Consider the following 18,126-nt stretch of genomic DNA (forward strand, 5'->3'; position numbering starts at 1 on the left):
AAGCGCAACTGAAAGCGGCCGCCCCGCCGCCGCCGAAGAAGCGGCAGGCGATGGCGGCGAACTGGTCGACGACCCGACGCTGCAGTTGCCGACCGCCGAGGAAATCGAGCGCATCCACAGCGAAGCGCAGGAAAGCGGCTATGCCGCCGGCCACGCAGCCGGCTACGAAACGGGACTCGCGAACGGCCGCGACGAGGGTTACGCCGAGGGCGTGGCACGCGGACGCGAGGAGTCCACCCGTCTGGAAGCACTGATGCAGGAGCTGGCGCAGGCCCTGTCGCAGAGCGACCAGCAACTCGCCGACCAGTTGCTCACCCTTGCCGTCGAACTGGCGAGTCAGGTGTTGCGCCACAGCCTGCGCATCCAGCCCGAGCTGATCCTGCCGGTGGTACGCGAGGCGATTGCGACGCTGCCGGCGCATCACGGCCATCCACTGCTCTTCCTCAACCCCGATGACGCGGCACTGGTACGCAGCCATCTCGGCGAGCAACTCAGTCACAACGCCTGGCGCATCGTCGAGGACGCGGCGATCACCGCTGGCGGCTGCCGGATCGAGATCGGCGCCAGTGAAGTCGACGCCACACTGCAAAGTCGTTTCCGCCGGGTCATCGACACCATCGGCGCGCGCAGCGACTGGCTGGCGCCACCGCGCTGAACGGGGGCCGTTCGATGGACGAATCCGGAACCGGGGAAACGAGCGAAGCAATATCTGACGCAGACGCTCCGGCTGAACCCGCGAGGCATGCTGCCGCAGCAAACACGACCGATACGCTTCGCGCAGCCGACGGTGTGCCGCTGAGTGAGGCCTCGCTAGCCACCACGCCAGACGTTGGCACTCTCGCTGACGAACCGCAGGCAGACGCTGAATCCATCACCGCGTTTGCGCCATCTGCCGAGGCTGACGGCGCTGCGGCAACGGCGACTGCTGCGGAAGAAAACCAGCGACTGGCAATCCTGAACGGTTTTCTCCGCCAGTGCCGCGATGCGGCGAGGCAGGCCAGCCCGCTGCTCGCGAGTGGTCACCTGACGAGAATCAACGGCCTGGTGATGGAAGCCGCGGGTTTGAAGCTGCCGCTCGGCAGTTCCTGCCGCATCCTGCCTGCCGGCGGCTCGCCGATCGAGGCTGAGGTCGTCGGTTTCAACGGCGAACGCCTGTTCCTGATGCCGGCCGAGGATGTCTACGGTCTTTCACCGGGTGCGCGCGTCGTCGCCATGGAGGCACCGCCGGCGCTGCCCAAGGTAGGACAACCGCGCTCGTTCCGCCGGCGTGCGATCGACCGCGCCAAGCTGCTGCCGGTCGGCAACGCGCTGCTCGGCCGCGTTCTCGACGGCGCCGGCCGGCCGCTCGACAACCTCGGCGCGCTGCACAGCGAGGCATTGCAACCACTGCAGAGCCGCCCGATCAATCCGATGTCGCGCGCGCCGATCGAACAGGCGCTCGATGTCGGCGTGCGCGCGATCAACGCGCTGCTCACTGTCGGCCGCGGCCAGCGCATGGGGCTGTTCGCCGGCTCCGGCGTCGGCAAGAGCGTGCTGCTCGGCATGATGGCGCGCTATACCGCCGCCGAAGTGATCGTCGTCGGCCTGATCGGCGAGCGCGGCCGCGAGGTCAAGGAATTCATCGAGCAGATTCTCGGCGAGGAAGGGCGGAAACGCTCGGTCGTCGTCGCCGCACCGGCCGACGTCAGTCCGCTGATGCGCCTGCAAGGCGCCGCCTACGCGACGGCGATTGCCGAGTATTTTCGCGATCAGGGGCGGCAGGTGCTGCTGATCATGGACTCGCTGACACGCTATGCGATGGCGCAGCGCGAAATCGCCCTGGCCATCGGCGAACCGCCGGTCACGCGCGGTTACCCGCCGTCGGTCTTCGCGCGCCTGCCGCAACTGGTCGAACGCGCCGGCAATGGCGCCGAGGGTGGCGGTTCGATTACCGCCTTCTACACGGTTCTCGCCGAGGGCGACGACCAGCAGGATCCGATTGCCGACTCGGCGCGCGCCATCCTCGACGGCCACATCGTTCTCTCGCGGCTGCTCGCCGATGCCGGGCATTACCCGGCGATCGACATCGAACAGTCGATCTCGCGCGCCATGGTCAATCTGGTGACGCCGACGCACCTCGAACGCATCCGTCGCTTCAAACAGCTGAGCGCCCGCTATCAACGCTCACGCGACCTGATCAGCGTCGGCGCCTATGTCGCCGGGTCGGACCCGCAACTCGATCTGGCGATCACCATGCATCCCCGGCTTGAACGCTTCCTGCAGCAAAACCTCGGCGAGCGCGCTGATTTTGCCGAGAGTCTCGAGCAACTGGCCCAGCTCTTTGACGTGGTGTAGTTCGCCGGAGAGCACCTGGCCGCCTGCTAGAATGAAGCATTAGATCAGGCCGCCGCAATGACCCGCCCATTCTCCCTGCAACCCGTTCTTGAGCTGATGCAGACGCGTGCCGACGATGCCACACGCCGTCTGGCGCAGCTGATTGCCGCCGAAAACGACGCCCGCAGCAAACTGGAACTTCTGCAGCAGTACCGCAGCGACTATGCCACGCGCTTCCAGCAGGCTGCCGGCAATGGCCTGAGCCCGGCCGAATGGCGCAATTTCCAGGACTTTCTTGGACGAATCGACGAAGCCATCGAACAGCAAGGGCGTGCCGTCGGCCTGCAGAAAACGCGCACCGCCGCCGGACAGGTGCAGTGGCAGGAGCAGCGCGTCAAGCTGAAGGCCCTCGATACCTTGTCAGAGCGCCATCGCGCCGTCGAAATCGTGCGCGAAGCGCGGCAGGAGCAAAAGCAGCTCGATGAATTCGCCGCGCGCTCACCCGGGGCAAGCAAGCTTGAAAGCGACTGATCGTTCAGTCAGCCGCGGAGATCAAGCGCCCATCGGGTGACCACCCAGGCTTCTGGTACAAGGATTGCTTAGAAAGCACAAGGCCTTTTCCGGGAACCATCATGGGTATTACCGTCGTCACCCCGAGCGTCAGCCAGCCGGCAACAGCCGGTAAATCCCCTCCCGCCATTGCCGATCCGGCTGCAGAAGGCGGCAGCACGACCGACAGCGGCAACTTCGCCGCACTCCTCTTCGGTCAACTGTTCGGCCAAGGACTGGTCAGCAAACTGCCGGCCATCACCCCGCCAGCCCAGGCGGAGGAAGCGCTGCTGACGGAGGAGGCGGGCAGCAGCGATGGTAGCGAGTTTCTCGCCACACTCGGACTGATCACGCCACAAATCGTCGCATTGACGACTGCAGGCGGAGAATCGGCGACAAACCAGGATGGACCGATCGCGACTGGCGTTGGCACGCCGGGCAGTACAGCTGACGGAGACGCCACTGCCAAGGATCTGTTGACAATCGCCGCGGGAGAAAGCGATTCCGGCGCGGCAAAATTTGCCGCGGCGAATGGCGATGCACTGCGTGCCGAGCTGTCTTTCGCCGCAGCCGGCAAGGAATCGCCGGCGACGACAAACGTCGGGCCGGTGCATGGCACAAGCCACTCGCCTCCCGTCGCGACGAGCAACGACGGGACACAGAATGTCGCGACACCAGTGCGCGACCGCGCTTGGGGAGCAGATTTCGCGCAAAAGGTTGTCTGGCTCGCCAGCAACGACAAGCAAAGTGCACAATTGACCCTCAACCCGCCGCAAATGGGGCCGATAGAAATATCGTTGAACCTGAGCAAGGACGGGGCGACCGCAGTATTTGTCTCGCCCAACGCCGAAGTCCGTGACGCGATCGAGACAGCATTGCCGAAGCTGCGTGAAATGCTCGCCGGCGTCGGTATCGAGCTCGGTCAAGCCAACGTCAGCAGCGAGTCATTCCGCCAGCAAACCGCGCCGGATGAAGGCAGTGGTGGCACAACCCGCTGGCGCGACGATACAGCTATACTTGCCGCCGACACTCGCGGCAGCGCGCGCAGCACGGGGAGCCAGAGCGGCCTCGGGCTGGTCGACACCTTTGCCTGAGCGTGCGCGGGCGGTCGCGAGAGAAAACCAATGGAGAGTCACTGAATGGCCACCAAGGAAGTGAAGCCTGAAGGCGAGGCAGCACCGAAGAAGAGCAAGAAGCTTCTGATCATCATCGTCGCGCTCGTTCTGGTCCTCGTCGCTGGCGGCGCAGCTGCCTTTTTCATGCTGCACAAGGCTGATGCCGAGGCCGAGGGCGACGACGAAGCCGCGGTCGAAACGCACAAGCCGGCCAAGAAGAAAAAGGGCGAGAAGGAAGCGCCAGCGGTATTCGTGCCACTTGAAGTGTTCACCGTAAACCTCGTCCCGGAGCAGGGTGACCAGTATCTGCAATTGTCGATCTCGGTCGAGGTCGACGATATCGAGACCGGTGACAGCCTGAAGGCGTCCATGCCCAAGTTGCGCAACAAGGTCATGCTGCTGCTCTCGGACAAGAAGGCGTCCGAACTGCTGCCCAAGGAAGGCAAGGAAAAGCTTGCCGGCGAACTACGAGCCCAGATGAACAGCGTACTTGCTCCGGGAATGAAGCCCGAAAACGGCCCGGTCAAGGAAGTGCTGTTTACCTCCTTCATCATCCAGTAAGCCTTCATGGCCTCGGATTTTCTCTCCCAGGACGAGGTTGACGCCCTGCTCAAGGGCGTCACCGGAGAGGCTGACGAGCCTGAACAGGCCGACGAGGGCACCAACGGCGTCCGCGCCTATAACGTCGGCACGCAGGAACGCATCGTCCGCGGCCGCATGCCGACGCTGGAGTTGATCAACGAACGTTTCGCACGCTACCTGCGCATCGGTCTCTTCAACTACATGCACCGCAACACCGAAGTTTCAGTCGGACCGATCCGGGTGCAGAAGTACACCGAGTTCATCCGCAATCTGGTGGTTCCGACCAATCTCAATCTGGTCGTTGCCAAACCCCTGCGCGGCACCTCGCTCTTCGTCTTCGATCCGAATCTGGTCTTTCTGGTCATCGACAACATGTTCGGCGGCGATGGGCGCTTCCATACGCGCGTCGAAGGACGCGACTTCACTGCGACCGAACAGCGCATCATCCACGGCCTGCTCGGAGTCGTCTTCAATGAATACCAGCGCTCGTGGAAGCCGGTGTACGAACTGACCTTCGAGTACATCCGCTCGGAAATGAACTCGCAGTTCGCCAACATCGCAACGCCATCGGAAATCGTCGTATCGACGACCTTCACGCTGGAGTTCAGTGGCGCCACGGCCGAAATGCACATCTGCTTCCCGTATTCGATGATCGAGCCGATCCGCGACCTGCTCTACAGCTCGATGCAGAGTGACCAGCTATCGAGCGATAAGCGCTGGGTGGTGATGCTGCGCCGCCAGCTCAAGGACGCCGAACTCGAACTGACCGCAAACCTCGCGACGGCAACGGTATCGCTACGCGAGATCCTCAACATGCGGGCTGGCGACATCATTCCGGTGTCGATCCCGGACGTGATTACCGCACATGTGGACAACGTGCCGCTGATCGAATGCCGCTACGGCCAGCAGGATGGCCAGTACGCCCTGAAAGTCGAACGATTCATAGCAGCGGAAGCAGACTCCCTGCTCGGAGAGACGCATGTCTGAAGAGAACGAAAACAGTAGCGCCGCCGATAACGTGGGCGAGGACGACTGGGCCGCGGCCATGGCCGAACAGGCGGTCAGCGAGCCGACGCCGGCGCCCGCGCAGATCTTCCAGACCTTCAGCGAGCCCAGCGGCAAGGGCACGATGATGAATGAGCTCGACATGATTCTGGACATCCCGGTCCAGATCACCGTCGAGCTCGGCCGCACCAAGATCACCATCCGCAACCTGCTGCAACTGGCGCACGGCTCGGTCGTCGAACTCGACGCAATGGCTGGCGAGCCGATGAGCGTTCTGGTCAACGGCACGCTGATTGCGCAAGGCGAAGTCGTCGTCGTGAACGACAAGTTCGGCATCCGCCTGACCGACATCATCACGCCCTCGGAACGCATGCGCAAACTCGGCCGTTGAGGCGGCTGCAGCGCACGCACTCAGACTGAGGACAGCCGGCAAATACGGAGTTCCCCCGGCCTCCGCCTTCCTTTAAGATAGCGGCCAGCACTTGCGTCGCCGCCGCTGGCGGGGCAAGGATCCCGCCGTCGTTGCGGTCTCAGCCCTGCCTTCCTTCCACGGCCGACCATCTTGCCTCCCTATTTTCGTCCAGTCGTTGTTGCCGCCGCTCTCCAGCTGATGGCTTGGCCGGCCTTTGCCGAAGCGGTTGCCACACCGGCGGCGCCCGGCGTACCGGCAAGCGCCATCCTGCAAACCGCGCTCGGCCTGCTCGCCGTCATCGGCGTACTCTTCTTTGCCGCCTACCTGCTGCGCCGCGCCAACGGCGGGCGCGGCTTCGGCGCCAGCGGCCCATTGCGCATGGTTGGCGGTCTGATGATCGGCACGCGCGAGCGCATCGTCGTCGTTGAAATCGAAGACACCTGGATTGTCGTCGGGCTTGCTCCCGGCCAGATGCGTACCCTGCACACGTTGCCGCGCGGTGAATTGCCCGCCACCAGCGGTGCCGAGGGTGATTTCGCCAGCCGTCTGGCGCAGATGATCGGCCGCAAATCATGAGCAGCGCTTGTCCAGTGCGCAAGCAGACACCGGCCGCGCTGCGCTGCCTGCCGGCCCTGCTCGGCACGCTGGCATTGCTGTTACCGCTGGCAGCAGCGGCGCAGAGCACCGGTGGCCTGCCGGCCTTCACCAGCACGCCGGCGCCCGGCGGCGGCCAGAACTACACGCTGACGATCCAGACGCTGCTGACGCTGACGGCGCTGACCTTCATCCCGGCCGCCTTGCTGATGATGACCAGCTTCACGCGCATCATCATCGTCCTCTCGCTGCTGCGCCAGGCGCTCGGCACGCAGAGTTCGCCGCCGAACCAGGTGCTGGTCGGGCTGTCGCTGTTCCTCACCTTCTTCATCATGTCGCCGGTGCTCGACAAGGTGTACACCGACGCCTATCAGCCGCTTTCCGAGAACCGCATCACCTTCAACCAGGCCGTTGACCGAGCCGCGGTACCGGTGCGTGCCTTCATGCTCCGCCAGACCCGCGAAACGGACATCAGTCTTTTCGCCAGCATGGCGAACACGCCGAAGCTGGAAAAACCCGACGACATTCCGATGCGCGTGCTGGTGCCGGCTTTTGTCACCAGCGAACTGAAAACCGCGTTCCAGATCGGCTTCCTGATCTTCATTCCCTTTCTCGTCATCGACATGGTCGTCGCCAGCGCGCTGATGTCGATGGGCATGATGATGATGTCGCCGGTGATGGTCGCATTGCCATTCAAGCTGATGCTGTTCGTCCTCGTCGACGGCTGGCATCTGGTGCTTGGCACGCTGGTGCAGAGCTTCAATACATGACGCCCGAACTGGTCATGGATGTCGGTCGCCAGGCGATCGAAATCACGCTGATCGTCTCGGCACCACTGCTGCTGGCGGCACTGGTGGTCGGCCTGATCGTCAGCGTTTTCCAGGCGGCAACGCAGATCAACGAGGCAACGCTGTCATTCATCCCGAAGCTGGTGGCGATGTTCATCACGCTGATCTTCGCCGGCCCGTGGATATTGGAGTTGATGGTCGACTACATGCGCCGCCTGTTCGAGAGCATTCCGCAGATCATCGGCTGAGCGGCGATGATCACCTTCAGCAGCGCCGAACTCAACGCCTGGATCGCCGCCTTTTTCTTCCCGCTGGCGCGCATCCTGGCCTTGCTGTCAGCCGCGCCACCGTTCAACAACCGCGGCATGCCAAGACGCATACGTCTCGCTCTGGGCATCGCGATTGCGCTCGCCCTGACGCCGGCGCTGCCGCCGATGCCGCCGATCGAACCGGCCTCCGGCGCCGGCCTGTGGATACTGGCGCAACAGGTCCTCATCGGTCTGGCGATGGGTTTCGCGCTGCGCCTGGCATTTTCCGCCATCGACATGGCAGGCAACCTGATCGGCATGCAGATGGGGCTTGGCTTCGCCACCTTCTTCGACCCGCAGAGCGCCGGCCAGACGCCGGTGCTGTCGGAGTTTCTCAACCTGCTGGCGCTGCTGGTTTTTCTTTCGATCAACGGCCATCTGATCGTACTGGCGACGCTGGCGCACAGCTTCACCACCTTGCCGGTGGCGCTGGCGCTGCCGGCAGCCGGTTCCTGGCTCAACATTGCCAATTCCGGCATGGTGATTTTCACCTATGGCGTACTGCTGTCGCTGCCGCTGCTGGTGGCATTGCTCATCACCAACGTCGCGCTCGGCGTGCTCACCCGCGCCGCGCCACAACTCAACCTGTTTGCCGTCGGCTTTCCGCTGACGCTGGCGCTCGGCTTTGCCGTGCTGCTCTTCAGCCTGCCCTATATGGCCGCGCCGCTGCAGCAACTGTTCGAATTCGCCCTGCGCTCAATGCTCGGCTACTTTGTTCCGGCGACCTGAATCCGCAACGCGGCGCGCTCAGCGCGCGGGAATCGGTCCGGCGCCGACGAGCTGAATGATTCCCTGCGAGGTGCGGTGAGTGAATGGCGTACCCGAATCGATCCCTTCGCTGTAATCGAGGATGCGATAAGCCGTGTAGCCTTTTTCGCGCTGCAGTTGCTCGGCACGCCGCCTGAAGATCTGCATCGACTCGCCATCACCGCCAATGCGGAAACTCTTGGCGCGCAGGGCGAGCGCGAAGGTTTCCTTGTCAAGCGGCCGCTCCTCGATCGTCCAGTTCGGTGCCAGCGGGTCATAGACCATGTAGATCACCGCGCCGACGGCGGCAGCACCCAAGAGCTCCTCGAACGAGAGCGAAGTAGTTTCAGTCAGGCGAATCGTCGCGCTTTGCGAGATCAGCGGGCTGCGCGGATAGCTGCCGCTGACCGTGTTACAGGCTGCCAGCAGGCCGCCGGCGGCGATCAGGAGCAGGCTGCGCAGGCAGGCCATCACAGATAGTTGAACAGACCGAGCTGCATGATCTTGGCGTAAGACGCCTGCGCTGCCTCAAGCTGCGTCTGCTGCTTGGCGAAGTCGGAAATCGCCTTCGCGTAGTCGAGATCAACAAGACCGGAAATGGTCGTCTTGTACTGCACGCTGACGCTCTCCGACGTTGCCTGCAGCGAGTCCAGTTCGTTCATGCGCGCACCAAGCTTGGCCTGCACGCGATTGACGTTGTCGAGATTCTGGTCGATGTTGCTCAACTCGGCGGCGATGTCATTGACCAGTTGCGTCGAGGTGTAGGTCGTACCGACGGGTGTATTCAGCGCTGCAATGGCGTTTTCCAGCGTGGCAAACAGGCTTTGCGTGCCACTCGGCGTAACGGTGAAGCTGTCGCCATCGTTCGGCGCGCCCTTAACGATGAACGAACCGCCATAGTCTTCCACCGGCACCGCCGTGTTGTCAGCGAGCGCGATGGCCTGACCGGCCACGTAGGGCTGGGCGGCGCCGGAGATGTCAACCGGATTGGCCGGGTTGCGGTTGTCGTACAGTCGATAGGTGGTCGTCTTCGTACCATCGGCCGCCGTGGCGACGGAAAAACGCACCATGAAATCGCGGGGATTGTTGGCCGACGCCCATTTCGCGGGATCGCTGACCGAGCCGGGAGTCACCATCGCGGTACCCGTGTTGTAGCCATTGTTGGTGTAGGCCGGCGGCGGCGCGCCGTTGACGCTGAGATTGCCGCCAGTGCGCGTTTCGAAGGTGCCGTTGCCCATGCGCGAATTCACGAACAGGTCGTCGCCGGCGACACTGGCCGGCATGAAGCGCGTGGCCTCGACCTGCAGCAGGCGTTCGCCGGAATCGCCGTTGTAGGTGATCTTTCCGGTCGAATCGGTAGAAAACGGCGTAGTGCTGCTCATGTAGCCGGAAAAGAGGTAGCGCCCGGCACCATCCTGCGAATTGGCCAGACCGACCAGCTCCTGCAGGCGCGCCTCGAGTTCGGTGGCAATCGCCTGGCGATCCGAATTGGTCAGCGAGGTGTTGCCGGCCTCGACCAGCCGCTCGCGCACGTTCTGGATGAGATTTACCGCCGACTGCGTATAGCCTTCGACCAGTGCCAGCGACGAATTCGCTGTCGTCTGGTTCTCGATGTAGCGTTCGGAGACGTTGAGCGACTGCGTCACCACCAGTGCCCGCGCCGAGGCAACCGGGTCGTCGGATGGCGTGAGCACGCGCCGGCCGGCCGCCAACTGCGCCTGCGTCTTGTACAGCGTCGCCTGATTGCTGGTAATGCCGCTGATGCCGTTATCGTAGATCTGGGAGGTGCTGACGCGCATGATTGCTGCTCCTGATTCGGTCGAGCTCAGTTGCCGAGCGAGAGAACGGTGTCAAACAGCTCGCTGCCGATCTGCAGCATCTTCGCCGAGGCCTGGTAGGCGTACTGGTAGCGCAGCAGATTGGCCGCCTCTTCATCAAGATTCACCGCCGACAGCGAATCGCGCGCCGACTGTGCCTGCTCGAGCAGGCTGGCCTGCGCGCTGCTGGTAATCTCCAGCTCGCGCGTCTTGTTGCCGACCGCCGAGACGAGCTGTGCATAAACGTCCTGGAAGTTGGCCTTGCCGCCGCTGGCGTCACCCAGCATCGTCTTCTGCGTTTGCAGCGAGCCCATGATCACCGCATTGCGCGAGTCGGACACGCCGCCGGTATTCGCCTGGAGGGTGAATGAATCACCGTTGGCCGGCGCGCCGCTGATCTGGAAGCTGATGCCGTTGAAGCTGACCGTTGCTCCGGCAGTGTAGGGCACCGGATCGGTCGCTGCCGTGATCGTGTAGGTACTGGTCGTCGTGCCGCTCTTGACGGTGACTGTCGAGCCTGCGGGAAAGCCGGAGAAACTTACTGGCACCGTTGTCGCCGAGTAGCTGAGCGTAATCGGGCTGGCCGGAATGGTATAGCCTTGCGACACCACTGGCGCCGTAATGGCGCCACTGCCGGTATTGCTCGCGCTGCTGGCAGCCGACTTGATCGGCGCTGCCGCGGCGATCAGGCGCGGATCGCTGATGATCGCGGGATTGACCGATATGTTGCGCGCGGCCTCGCGCGTCGGCTCGATCAGGAAACTGTCGTTGGCCTGCGCGCCGGTCATGTTCACATCAAGCGACAGGCCATCGAAGCTGATCGTCGAGCCGGTCAGGTCGGCTTCGGTCGCCACCGCCACGCCGTCGGACAGGCGGGTAACCGTGAAGGTCGTTGCACTGCTAAAACGCAGCCGATAGTCCGAAGCGGTCAGTTCGGTCGACAGATTGCTGCCCGCGGTGTTCACCAGGTAGCCGGCGGTCTGCCCGGCAGCGGTGGCGGCCGTTGCCGAGATCGTCGCCGTACCGCTGTTGTTGGTGTTGGCGATGATCTTCGGCACGTTGGTCGTATCAAAAACGAACAGCTGCGCGGCGAAACCCGGGACATTCGCGACCGTCTGCCCGAGCAGATCCTGGCCGAGCGACTGCTGCGTATTGAGCACGTTGGCCAGCGAGGCGGCCACCTGGCCGAGCGCGTTGGCGGCGCCGTCGAGGCTGTCGCTGCGGAAGCGCAGATAGCCGGCCAGATTGCCGCCAACGATCAGCCGTTCCGGCAGCTCCTGGTAGTTCGATCCGGTGACGAGCCCGATGGTGAGGCGCTCACTGTCGGCAGAGGAAGGGCGCGCGTCGAGCTTATTCACGATCGGTCCCATCACCAGTTGCTGGCCCGAACCGACAAACACGGAAACGCTGCCGTTGGCCTCGGTGACGGTACTGACCTTGATTTCCTTGTTCAGGTCGGCCAGCAACTGGTCGCGCTGGTCGAGCAGATCGTTCGGCGGCTGGCCGGAGCCGGCTTTCGCCAGAATGATGCTCTGATTGAGCTTGGCAATCTGCTGCGCATAGGAATTGACGAGATCGGTGGTATTCGAAATCTGTTCGTTCACCCCCTCATACTGTTCGCTCAGGCGCGCCTCCAGCGTCTGGAAACGCGTCGCCAGCGACTGCGCCGATGAAACGAAGGTCTGCCGCGCCGAAATCGACGAGGGATCGGCAGCAACCTCCTGCAATCCGGAAAAGAAGTCCTGCAACGCGGGCGACAAGCCGGCATCGGTATCCGCCAGCATGTTGTCGATCTGGGTGAGTTGCGTGTAGTTGGTATCCAGCTCGCTGGAGGTCGTCTGCGCGCGGCTGATCTGTTCCTGCAGGAAGCTGTTGTAGCTGCGCGAGATGGTGACGACCGTCGTTCCCTGACCGATGAAACCGGCACCGGTCGACTGCGCAATCGCCGTCGCCTGGATAATCCGCTGCCGGTTATAACCCTGGGTATCGGAATTGGAGATGTTGTGCCCGGTCGTCATCAAGCCGAGTTGGGCGGCATTCATGCCAGTGATACCGATATTGAAGATTCCTGTACTCATGGCTTTACCTCGGGTTCCAGTCTGCTAACGGCAAATACGTCGCAATGTTTAGGTCAACGCGCCTGAGGACTAACCGACCAAGGCCTGGCGCAGTGTCGATCCGTTGATGATGCGGCTCAATTTGTCGGCGTACATCGGGTCGGTGGCGTAGCCGGCGCCCTGCAAGGCAGACGCAAAGCGCGTGCCATCCTGCTGGCCGAGGACACCGGCAAAACGCGAACTGCCACGCAGGACGCTGGCGTAATCGTTGAATGCCTCGGCGTACGACCCGTACACACGGAATTTCTCCCGGCTTGTCTGGGCGACGCCGTTGACGTATTCGGTGGTCTGCACTTCGGTCGTCGCGCCCTGCCAGCCGCGCCCGGCCTTGACGCCGAAGAGGTTGTAGCTCGGCGAACCATCCGCGGCGCGGATTTCGCTCTTGCCCCAACCGCTCTCCAGCGCCGCCTGCGCCACCAGAAACTGTGCCGGTACGCCGAGCGCCGCCGCCGCTGCCTGCGCCTGCGACCAGATCTTGTTGACGAACTCACGGCTGTCGCCGCCGGCCGTTGTACCGGCATCAGCCGTTGCCGTCGCCTCGCGGGCGGCAGCCGCCGCGGCAGTTTTTGCCGCCTGCCGCGCCAGCAATACCTGCTGCAGGGTTTCCAGCGAGGCGTCCACTTGCGACGTCGTCGGCGAAGTGGCGTCGGTCGATGCCATGCCGCGTCCGAGCTGCTTCTCGATCATTTTGGCAAAGCCCAGCTTGCCCTGCGCCGAGAGGTTCTGCGCCAGTTGCTGGTCCATGATCGAGGTGAAGAAGCGCGTCTGGTCGCTATCGAGCACGCCATCCTGCGGCGTTGCGTCGCGCATGCTCTTCAGCATCATCTGCAGCAGCATTCCCTCGAACTGCTGCGCCGCCTGCTTGAGGCCGCCCTGCGGATCCTGCTTGAGCTTGTTGCGCAGATCACCCGCCACCTTGACATCAAGGACGAAACGGTTGGCGTCGAGGTCGCTGGCCTTCATGCCGGCGCCCTGCCGCAAAGAGCGCATAGCGGCGCCGTCATCAGATCACTTCCAGTTCGGCACGCAAGGCACCGGCTGACTTCATCGCCTGCAGGATGGCCAGCAGATCCTGCGGATTGGCACCCAGCGCGTTCAGCGCCTTGACGATGTCGGCCAGATTGACGCCGGCCTTGATGTTCATCAGCGCACCACCGTCCTGCTTGATCTGGATATCGGCCTGATTGCTTGTCGTCGTCTGCCCTTGCGAAAAGGCGTTCGGCTGGCTGACGTTCTGATCGTTGCTGACCACCACCGACAGATTGCCGTGCGCGACAGCGCAGGGATCGATCGTCACTTTCTGGTTCATCACCACCGAGCCGGTACGCGGATTGATCACCACGCGGGCCGGCAACTGCATCGGACGCACGTCGAGGTTCTCGATACGCCCCATGAAGGCAACGCGCGCCGCGGGCTCTTCCGGCGCACGCACGCGGATGACGCGGCCATCGACCGCCTGCGCCGTACCGGCGCCGCTGTCGCGGTTGATCGCTTCGACGACGCGCTGGGCGGTGCCGAAGTCCGTGTCGCTCATCTCGTAATGCACAAACGGGCCCTGCCCGAGCGGCGTCGGCACGGCGCGTTCGACCGTCGCACCGCCGGCGATGCGCCCGGCCGAGAGATGGTTCACCGTGACCTTGCTCGCGCCCGACGAAGCGCCGGCACCGCTGACCAGGATACTGCCCTGCGCCATCGCGTAAATCTGCCCGTCGGCGCCTTTCAGCGGCGTCATCAGCAGCGTGCCGCCACGCAGGCTCTTGGCGTTACCGAGCGACGACACCGTGACGTCGATCTGCTGACCCGGCTTGGCGAAAGCCGGAAGGCTGGCGGTGACCATTACCGCCGCGACATTCTTCAGCTGCAGCGATTGCCCTGCGGGCAAGGTCACGCCAAGTTGCGAGAGCATGTTGACGATGCTCTGCGTGGTGAATGGCGTTTGCGTCGTCTGATCGCCGCTGCCATCGAGGCCGGCGACGAGTCCGTAGCCGATCAGCTGGTTGTTGCGCACACCCTCGACCGAGGCGAGATCCTTGATGCGCTCGGCAAAAGCCGGCGCGCACAGGAGCGGCAAGCCGGCGAAGGCAATTATTGCCGCGTGGATCAGGAACTTGCCGCTGCGAACCGCCAGACCACCCATTTTGCGCACCCGTTCATTGCTGGATCAGAACGGCATAACATTAAGGAAGAATCGTGCCAGCCAACCCATGACCTGCGCTTCGCTGATCACGCCGGACTCCTTGTACTCGATGCGCGCGTCGGCGACCTGCCCTGAGCTGATGGCATTGGCCGAAGTGATGAACAGCGGATTGACGACGCCGGAGAGGCGGATGTACTCCTGACCATAGCCGATGCCGACCTGTTTTTCGCCGGAAACGAGCAGGTTGCCGTTAGGCAATACCTCAATGACCGTCACCGTGAGCGAACCGGTGAACACATTGTTGGCGGCGGCGTTGCCCTTGCCTTCAAAGTTGTTGGTATCGCTCGCCGTGACGCCGAGTCCCTGCAGGGATTTGACCGGCAACCCGGTCACCGGGCCGACAGATGCGTTGATGTTGCCGGTGCGCTCGGTCTTGGTGTTGGCCTTGCTCGACGCCGAGGTGTTTTCGGTGATGTTGATCGTCAGCGTATCGCCAACGTAGCGCGCGCGACGGTCCTCGAACAGCGGCCGCACCGCACCGGACTGGAAGATGCCGCCGTTGGCCGCGATGACCTCGCCGCGCGAGGCCGGCCGCGCCGACATCGGCTGATGCACGTTGGTCGGCGGCACCGTTGTGCACGCGGCAAGGGCAAGTGTCGCCAGCAGGAGGAAAGTCGTCGGCCTGTTCATGCCAGCTCCTTTACAGTTGCGTCAGACGCGCGAGCATGGCGTCGGAGGTCGACACCACCTTCGAATTCAGTTCGTAGGCGCGCTGCGTCTGGATCATGGTCACCAGTTCCTCGGCGACGTTGACGTTCGAGGTTTCCACGTAGCGCTGGTTGAACACCCCGGCGCCATTGGCTCCCGGCGTGTTCGGTGTCGGCGTGCCGCTGGAAGCGGTTTCGAGAAAGAGGTTTTCACCGATGCTCTGCAAACCGCCGACGTTGATGAAGGTGGCAATCTGCAAGGAGCCGATCTGCGTCGCCGCAGTAGCCCCCGGCTGGGTGACGGTAACGATGCCGTCCTTGGCGATGGTCACCGTCAAGGCGTCGGCCGGGATGGTGATGTTCGGCTGCACCGGATAGCCGTTGGCGGTGACGATCTGCCCCTGATTATCCTTCTGGAACGAACCGTCGCGCGTGTAGGCAATCGTGCCGTCAGGCAACAGGATCTGGAAGAAGCCGGCACCGTCGATGGCCACGTCAAGGTCGTTGCCGGTCTGCTGCAGCGAGCCCTGGGTATGGATGCGCGCGGTTGATACCGGCCGTGCGCCGGTGCCGAGCTGCAGTCCGTTGGGAATCTGCGTCTGCTGCGATGACTGTGCGCCGGGCTGGCGGATCGTCTGGTAGAGCAGATCCTCGAAGACGCCGCGGGCGCGCTTGAAACCGTTGGTGCTGACGTTCGCCAGATTGTTGGCGATGACGTCCATCTGCGTCTGCTGCGCGTCGAGGCCCGTGCGGGCGATCCAGAGGGAGCGGATCATGGTCTTGAGGTCCTGTTGTACTGATTCGGCTAGCGGCTGATCGAGAGAATCTGGGTCGCGGCGCGCGCGTCGGAATCGGCGGTCTGCAACATCTTGATCTGCATTTCGAACTGCCGCGCGACGCTGATCATGTTCACCATCGCATCGACGGAATTGACGTTGCTGCCTTCCAGCGACTCGGTCGCCAGACGGACGGCTGGGTCAGCGTCGGCAGGCAGCCCGCTCTTCTGCCGGAAAAGGCCGTCCCCGCCACGCACCAGCTGGTTTTCCGGCGGGTTGACGAGCTTGATTCGACCGACCGCATTGACGTTGTTCGGCGCGCCGAAAAGCGGTACTGCCGAGACGGTGCCATCCGGCGCAATGGTGATGCTGTTGTCCGGTGGCAGCGTGATCGTGCCGCTTTCACCGAGTACGGGCAGTCCGCCGGCCGTCTGCAACTGGCCATTGGCACTGACCTGCAGGTTGCCGGCACGCGTGTAAGCCTCGTTGCCGTCCGGCCCTTGCACGCTGATCCAGCCGGTGCCCTTCACTGCGACATCGAGCGGACGCCCGGTGGCCATCAGCGGCCCCTGCTCGAACACGTCGGCAACCGAGGCATCGACGACAAAGGCCCGCGTCGGCATTCCCTCGCCGAGCACCGGCACGGCGCGGAACTTGTGCTCCATGGCGCGATAGCCGATGGTGGACACGTTCGCCAGATTCTGGGCAACGCCTGCCTGCTGCAGGAAGGCGTGCTTGGCACCGGTCATTGCCGTGTAGATCAGGCGGTCCATGGTGGTCTCGTTTGCTCGTCGCTTGCCCGGTATTCAATCAACGCATGTTGATCAGCGTCTGCATGATCGAATCCTGCGTCTTGATGGTCTGCGCGTTCGCCTGATAGTTGCGCTGCTGGGTAATCATCTTGACCAGCTCGGTCGTGAGATCGGTATTCGAGTCCTCGACCGCGTTCGACTGGATGGCCCCCAGCTGACCGGTCTCCGGCTTGCCGGTGGCGGGCTGCCCGGAGGCGGCGGTCTCAACCCACTTGTTGCCGCCGACGTTGGCCAGTCCGTTCGGGTTCTGGAACGCAGCAAGCGCCACCTGGGCGATGTTGCGCGTCTGCCCGTTGGTGTAGTTGCCCTGGATGATGCCTTCGCCGGTGACGCTCAGCCCGGCCAGCGTACCGGCACTGTAGCCATCCTGCGTCAGGCGGTCGGTCGAGAAGGCTGAGCCGTACTGCGTCGTTCCGGTCAGGTTGAGCGGCACCGGCGTCAGCGGCGAGGTCGCACCGCCCAGGTTGTCGGCGGCCGCCAGCGACAGCGTCATCGCCAGTGGCGTCGCCGCACCGGTCGTCGGATCGACGGCAACACCATTGACCGTCGCCAGCGTACCGTTGGAATTGAAGGTGAGCGGGATTCCGGTGGTGAGATTCGGCGTATCGCCTGCTGCCGGCATCTTGCCGTCGACGTTGCCGTACATCGACCACGAGCCCGCAGTCGCGTTCTTCACGAAATAGAAGGTCTGCGCGTGCGGGTTGCCCAGGGAATCGTAAATGGTGACGCCACGCGAGAAGTTGTAGTTAGCCGGGTCGATCGTCACCACCGTGCCAGCGGGCGTCGCGGCAGCCGGCGCCACCCAGGTCGTCACGTCGTCGCGCGAGTCCAGGTTGAGGCTCATCTCGACCCCGGTTCCCGAGAGGCCGGAACCGGTGGCGACCGGTGTCAGCTTGAGCAGATCGGGGGTCAGCTGCAGCTCGGTCGCATCGGCCGACGAGATGGTGCCATCGGGTAGTGCCTGATAGCCCCTCAACTGCAGATTCTGGTCGTTGACGAGCTTGCCGGTGCTGTCAAGGTGGAACTGGCCATTGCGCGTGTAATAGTTCACGCCGTTCTTGCTCAGGCAGAAAAAGCCGTTGCCGTTGATGGCGAGGTCGAGCGGATTGTTGGTCGTCGAAATATTGCCCTGCGTGAACTGCTGGGTGACCGCCGCGAGCGTGGTGCCGATACCGATCTGCAAGGCGGAGCCACCGGCGAGCGAGGCGGCGTAGATGTCGGCAAAGTGCGCATCAGCCGCCTTGAAGCCAACGGTACTGGAGTTAGCGACGTTGTTGCCGATCACATCAAGCGCCCGCGACGAGGCGTTGAGTCCGCTCAAACCTTGTTGAAATGCCATTTTCTGCT

The 18,126-nt window shown here is 63.4% G+C and carries 20 protein-coding genes; 11 read left to right on the forward strand and 9 right to left on the reverse strand.

Annotation, left to right across the window (positions count from 1 at the left end; translation table 11 throughout):
* Positions 1-85: 85 nt before the first annotated feature.
* The 11 genes from fliH (at position 86) to fliR (ending at position 8,395) form a co-directional block, all read left to right on the forward strand.
* On the forward strand, positions 86-655 hold the full coding sequence (fliH, locus tag GGD90_RS05180; protein ID WP_153115202.1) for a flagellar assembly protein FliH: 570 nt from the start codon (positions 86-88) through the stop codon (positions 653-655).
* 290 nt (positions 656-945) lie between these two features.
* Positions 946-2,334, forward strand: coding sequence for a flagellar protein export ATPase FliI (fliI, locus tag GGD90_RS05185; RefSeq protein WP_221227671.1), 1,389 nt, complete (start codon positions 946-948; stop codon positions 2,332-2,334).
* 57 nt (positions 2,335-2,391) lie between these two features.
* Complete coding sequence (fliJ, locus tag GGD90_RS05190; protein ID WP_153115203.1) at positions 2,392-2,844, forward strand: flagellar export protein FliJ; 453 nt, start codon at positions 2,392-2,394, stop codon at positions 2,842-2,844.
* 101 nt (positions 2,845-2,945) lie between these two features.
* A complete protein-coding gene (locus GGD90_RS05195; RefSeq protein WP_153115204.1) occupies positions 2,946-3,956 on the forward strand; it encodes a flagellar hook-length control protein FliK in 1,011 nt (336 codons plus the stop codon).
* A gap of 45 nt (positions 3,957-4,001) precedes the next feature.
* Positions 4,002-4,538 (forward strand): flagellar basal body-associated protein FliL, encoded by a 537-nt coding sequence (gene fliL, locus GGD90_RS05200; RefSeq protein ID WP_153115205.1) that lies wholly within the window; start codon positions 4,002-4,004, stop codon positions 4,536-4,538.
* A gap of 6 nt (positions 4,539-4,544) precedes the next feature.
* Positions 4,545-5,546 (forward strand): flagellar motor switch protein FliM, encoded by a 1,002-nt coding sequence (gene fliM / locus GGD90_RS05205; protein WP_153115206.1) that lies wholly within the window; start codon positions 4,545-4,547, stop codon positions 5,544-5,546.
* Entirely contained in the window at positions 5,539-5,955 is a 417-nt protein-coding gene (fliN, locus tag GGD90_RS05210) for a flagellar motor switch protein FliN (RefSeq protein ID WP_153115207.1), read from the forward strand. Before fliM ends, fliN begins: the two co-directional genes overlap by 8 nt.
* A 219-nt stretch (positions 5,956-6,174) precedes the next feature.
* The gene (gene fliO / locus GGD90_RS05215) at positions 6,175-6,552 is read left to right on the forward strand and encodes a flagellar biosynthetic protein FliO (protein WP_153115444.1); all 378 of its coding nucleotides are present in this window, start codon (positions 6,175-6,177) and stop codon (positions 6,550-6,552) included.
* Positions 6,549-7,340 carry a flagellar type III secretion system pore protein FliP gene (gene fliP, locus GGD90_RS05220; protein ID WP_153115208.1) on the forward strand — a complete coding sequence of 264 codons (792 nt, stop codon included), beginning with the start codon at positions 6,549-6,551 and terminating at the stop codon, positions 7,338-7,340. The genes fliO and fliP overlap by 4 nt, the downstream gene beginning before the upstream one ends.
* The gene (gene fliQ, locus GGD90_RS05225) at positions 7,337-7,606 is read left to right on the forward strand and encodes a flagellar biosynthesis protein FliQ (protein WP_153115209.1); all 270 of its coding nucleotides are present in this window, start codon (positions 7,337-7,339) and stop codon (positions 7,604-7,606) included. The genes fliP and fliQ overlap by 4 nt, the downstream gene beginning before the upstream one ends.
* A gap of 6 nt (positions 7,607-7,612) precedes the next feature.
* On the forward strand, positions 7,613-8,395 hold the full coding sequence (gene fliR / locus GGD90_RS05230) for a flagellar biosynthetic protein FliR (protein ID WP_153115210.1): 783 nt from the start codon (positions 7,613-7,615) through the stop codon (positions 8,393-8,395).
* Positions 8,396-8,413: 18 nt separating this feature from the next.
* On the opposite strand, the gene GGD90_RS05235 is transcribed toward fliR, so the two are convergent.
* From GGD90_RS05235 to flgE, 9 genes are all read right to left on the reverse strand, one after another.
* Positions 8,414-8,884, reverse strand: a complete 471-nt coding sequence (locus GGD90_RS05235; RefSeq protein ID WP_153115211.1) for a hypothetical protein — start codon at positions 8,882-8,884, stop codon at positions 8,414-8,416.
* On the reverse strand, positions 8,884-10,212 hold the full coding sequence (flgL, locus tag GGD90_RS05240; protein ID WP_153115212.1) for a flagellar hook-associated protein FlgL: 1,329 nt from the start codon (positions 10,210-10,212) through the stop codon (positions 8,884-8,886). Before flgL ends, GGD90_RS05235 begins: the two co-directional genes overlap by 1 nt.
* A 26-nt stretch (positions 10,213-10,238) precedes the next feature.
* Positions 10,239-12,308 carry a flagellar hook-associated protein FlgK gene (gene flgK / locus GGD90_RS05245; protein WP_153115213.1) on the reverse strand — a complete coding sequence of 690 codons (2,070 nt, stop codon included), beginning with the start codon at positions 12,306-12,308 and terminating at the stop codon, positions 10,239-10,241.
* 69 nt (positions 12,309-12,377) lie between these two features.
* Positions 12,378-13,310 (reverse strand): flagellar assembly peptidoglycan hydrolase FlgJ, encoded by a 933-nt coding sequence (flgJ, locus tag GGD90_RS05250; protein ID WP_153115214.1) that lies wholly within the window; start codon positions 13,308-13,310, stop codon positions 12,378-12,380.
* 40 nt (positions 13,311-13,350) lie between these two features.
* Positions 13,351-14,484 (reverse strand): flagellar basal body P-ring protein FlgI, encoded by a 1,134-nt coding sequence (locus tag GGD90_RS05255; protein ID WP_153115215.1) that lies wholly within the window; start codon positions 14,482-14,484, stop codon positions 13,351-13,353.
* Between the two features lie 24 nt (positions 14,485-14,508).
* The gene (locus tag GGD90_RS05260; RefSeq protein ID WP_153115216.1) at positions 14,509-15,174 is read right to left on the reverse strand and encodes a flagellar basal body L-ring protein FlgH; all 666 of its coding nucleotides are present in this window, start codon (positions 15,172-15,174) and stop codon (positions 14,509-14,511) included.
* A 10-nt stretch (positions 15,175-15,184) separates the two neighbouring features.
* Positions 15,185-15,967, reverse strand: a complete 783-nt coding sequence (gene flgG / locus GGD90_RS05265; protein WP_153115217.1) for a flagellar basal-body rod protein FlgG — start codon at positions 15,965-15,967, stop codon at positions 15,185-15,187.
* Between the two features lie 29 nt (positions 15,968-15,996).
* Positions 15,997-16,740: a flagellar basal-body rod protein FlgF gene (gene flgF / locus GGD90_RS05270; protein WP_153115218.1), complete on the reverse strand. Its 744-nt coding sequence runs from the start codon at positions 16,738-16,740 to the stop codon at positions 15,997-15,999.
* Positions 16,741-16,777: 37 nt separating this feature from the next.
* The gene (gene flgE / locus GGD90_RS05275) at positions 16,778-18,118 is read right to left on the reverse strand and encodes a flagellar hook protein FlgE (RefSeq protein ID WP_153115219.1); all 1,341 of its coding nucleotides are present in this window, start codon (positions 18,116-18,118) and stop codon (positions 16,778-16,780) included.
* Positions 18,119-18,126 lie beyond the last annotated feature (8 nt).

Origin of the sequence: Rhodocyclus tenuis, from assembly GCF_014197755.1 — a bacterium.
GTDB lineage: Bacteria > Pseudomonadota > Gammaproteobacteria > Burkholderiales > Rhodocyclaceae > Rhodocyclus > Rhodocyclus tenuis.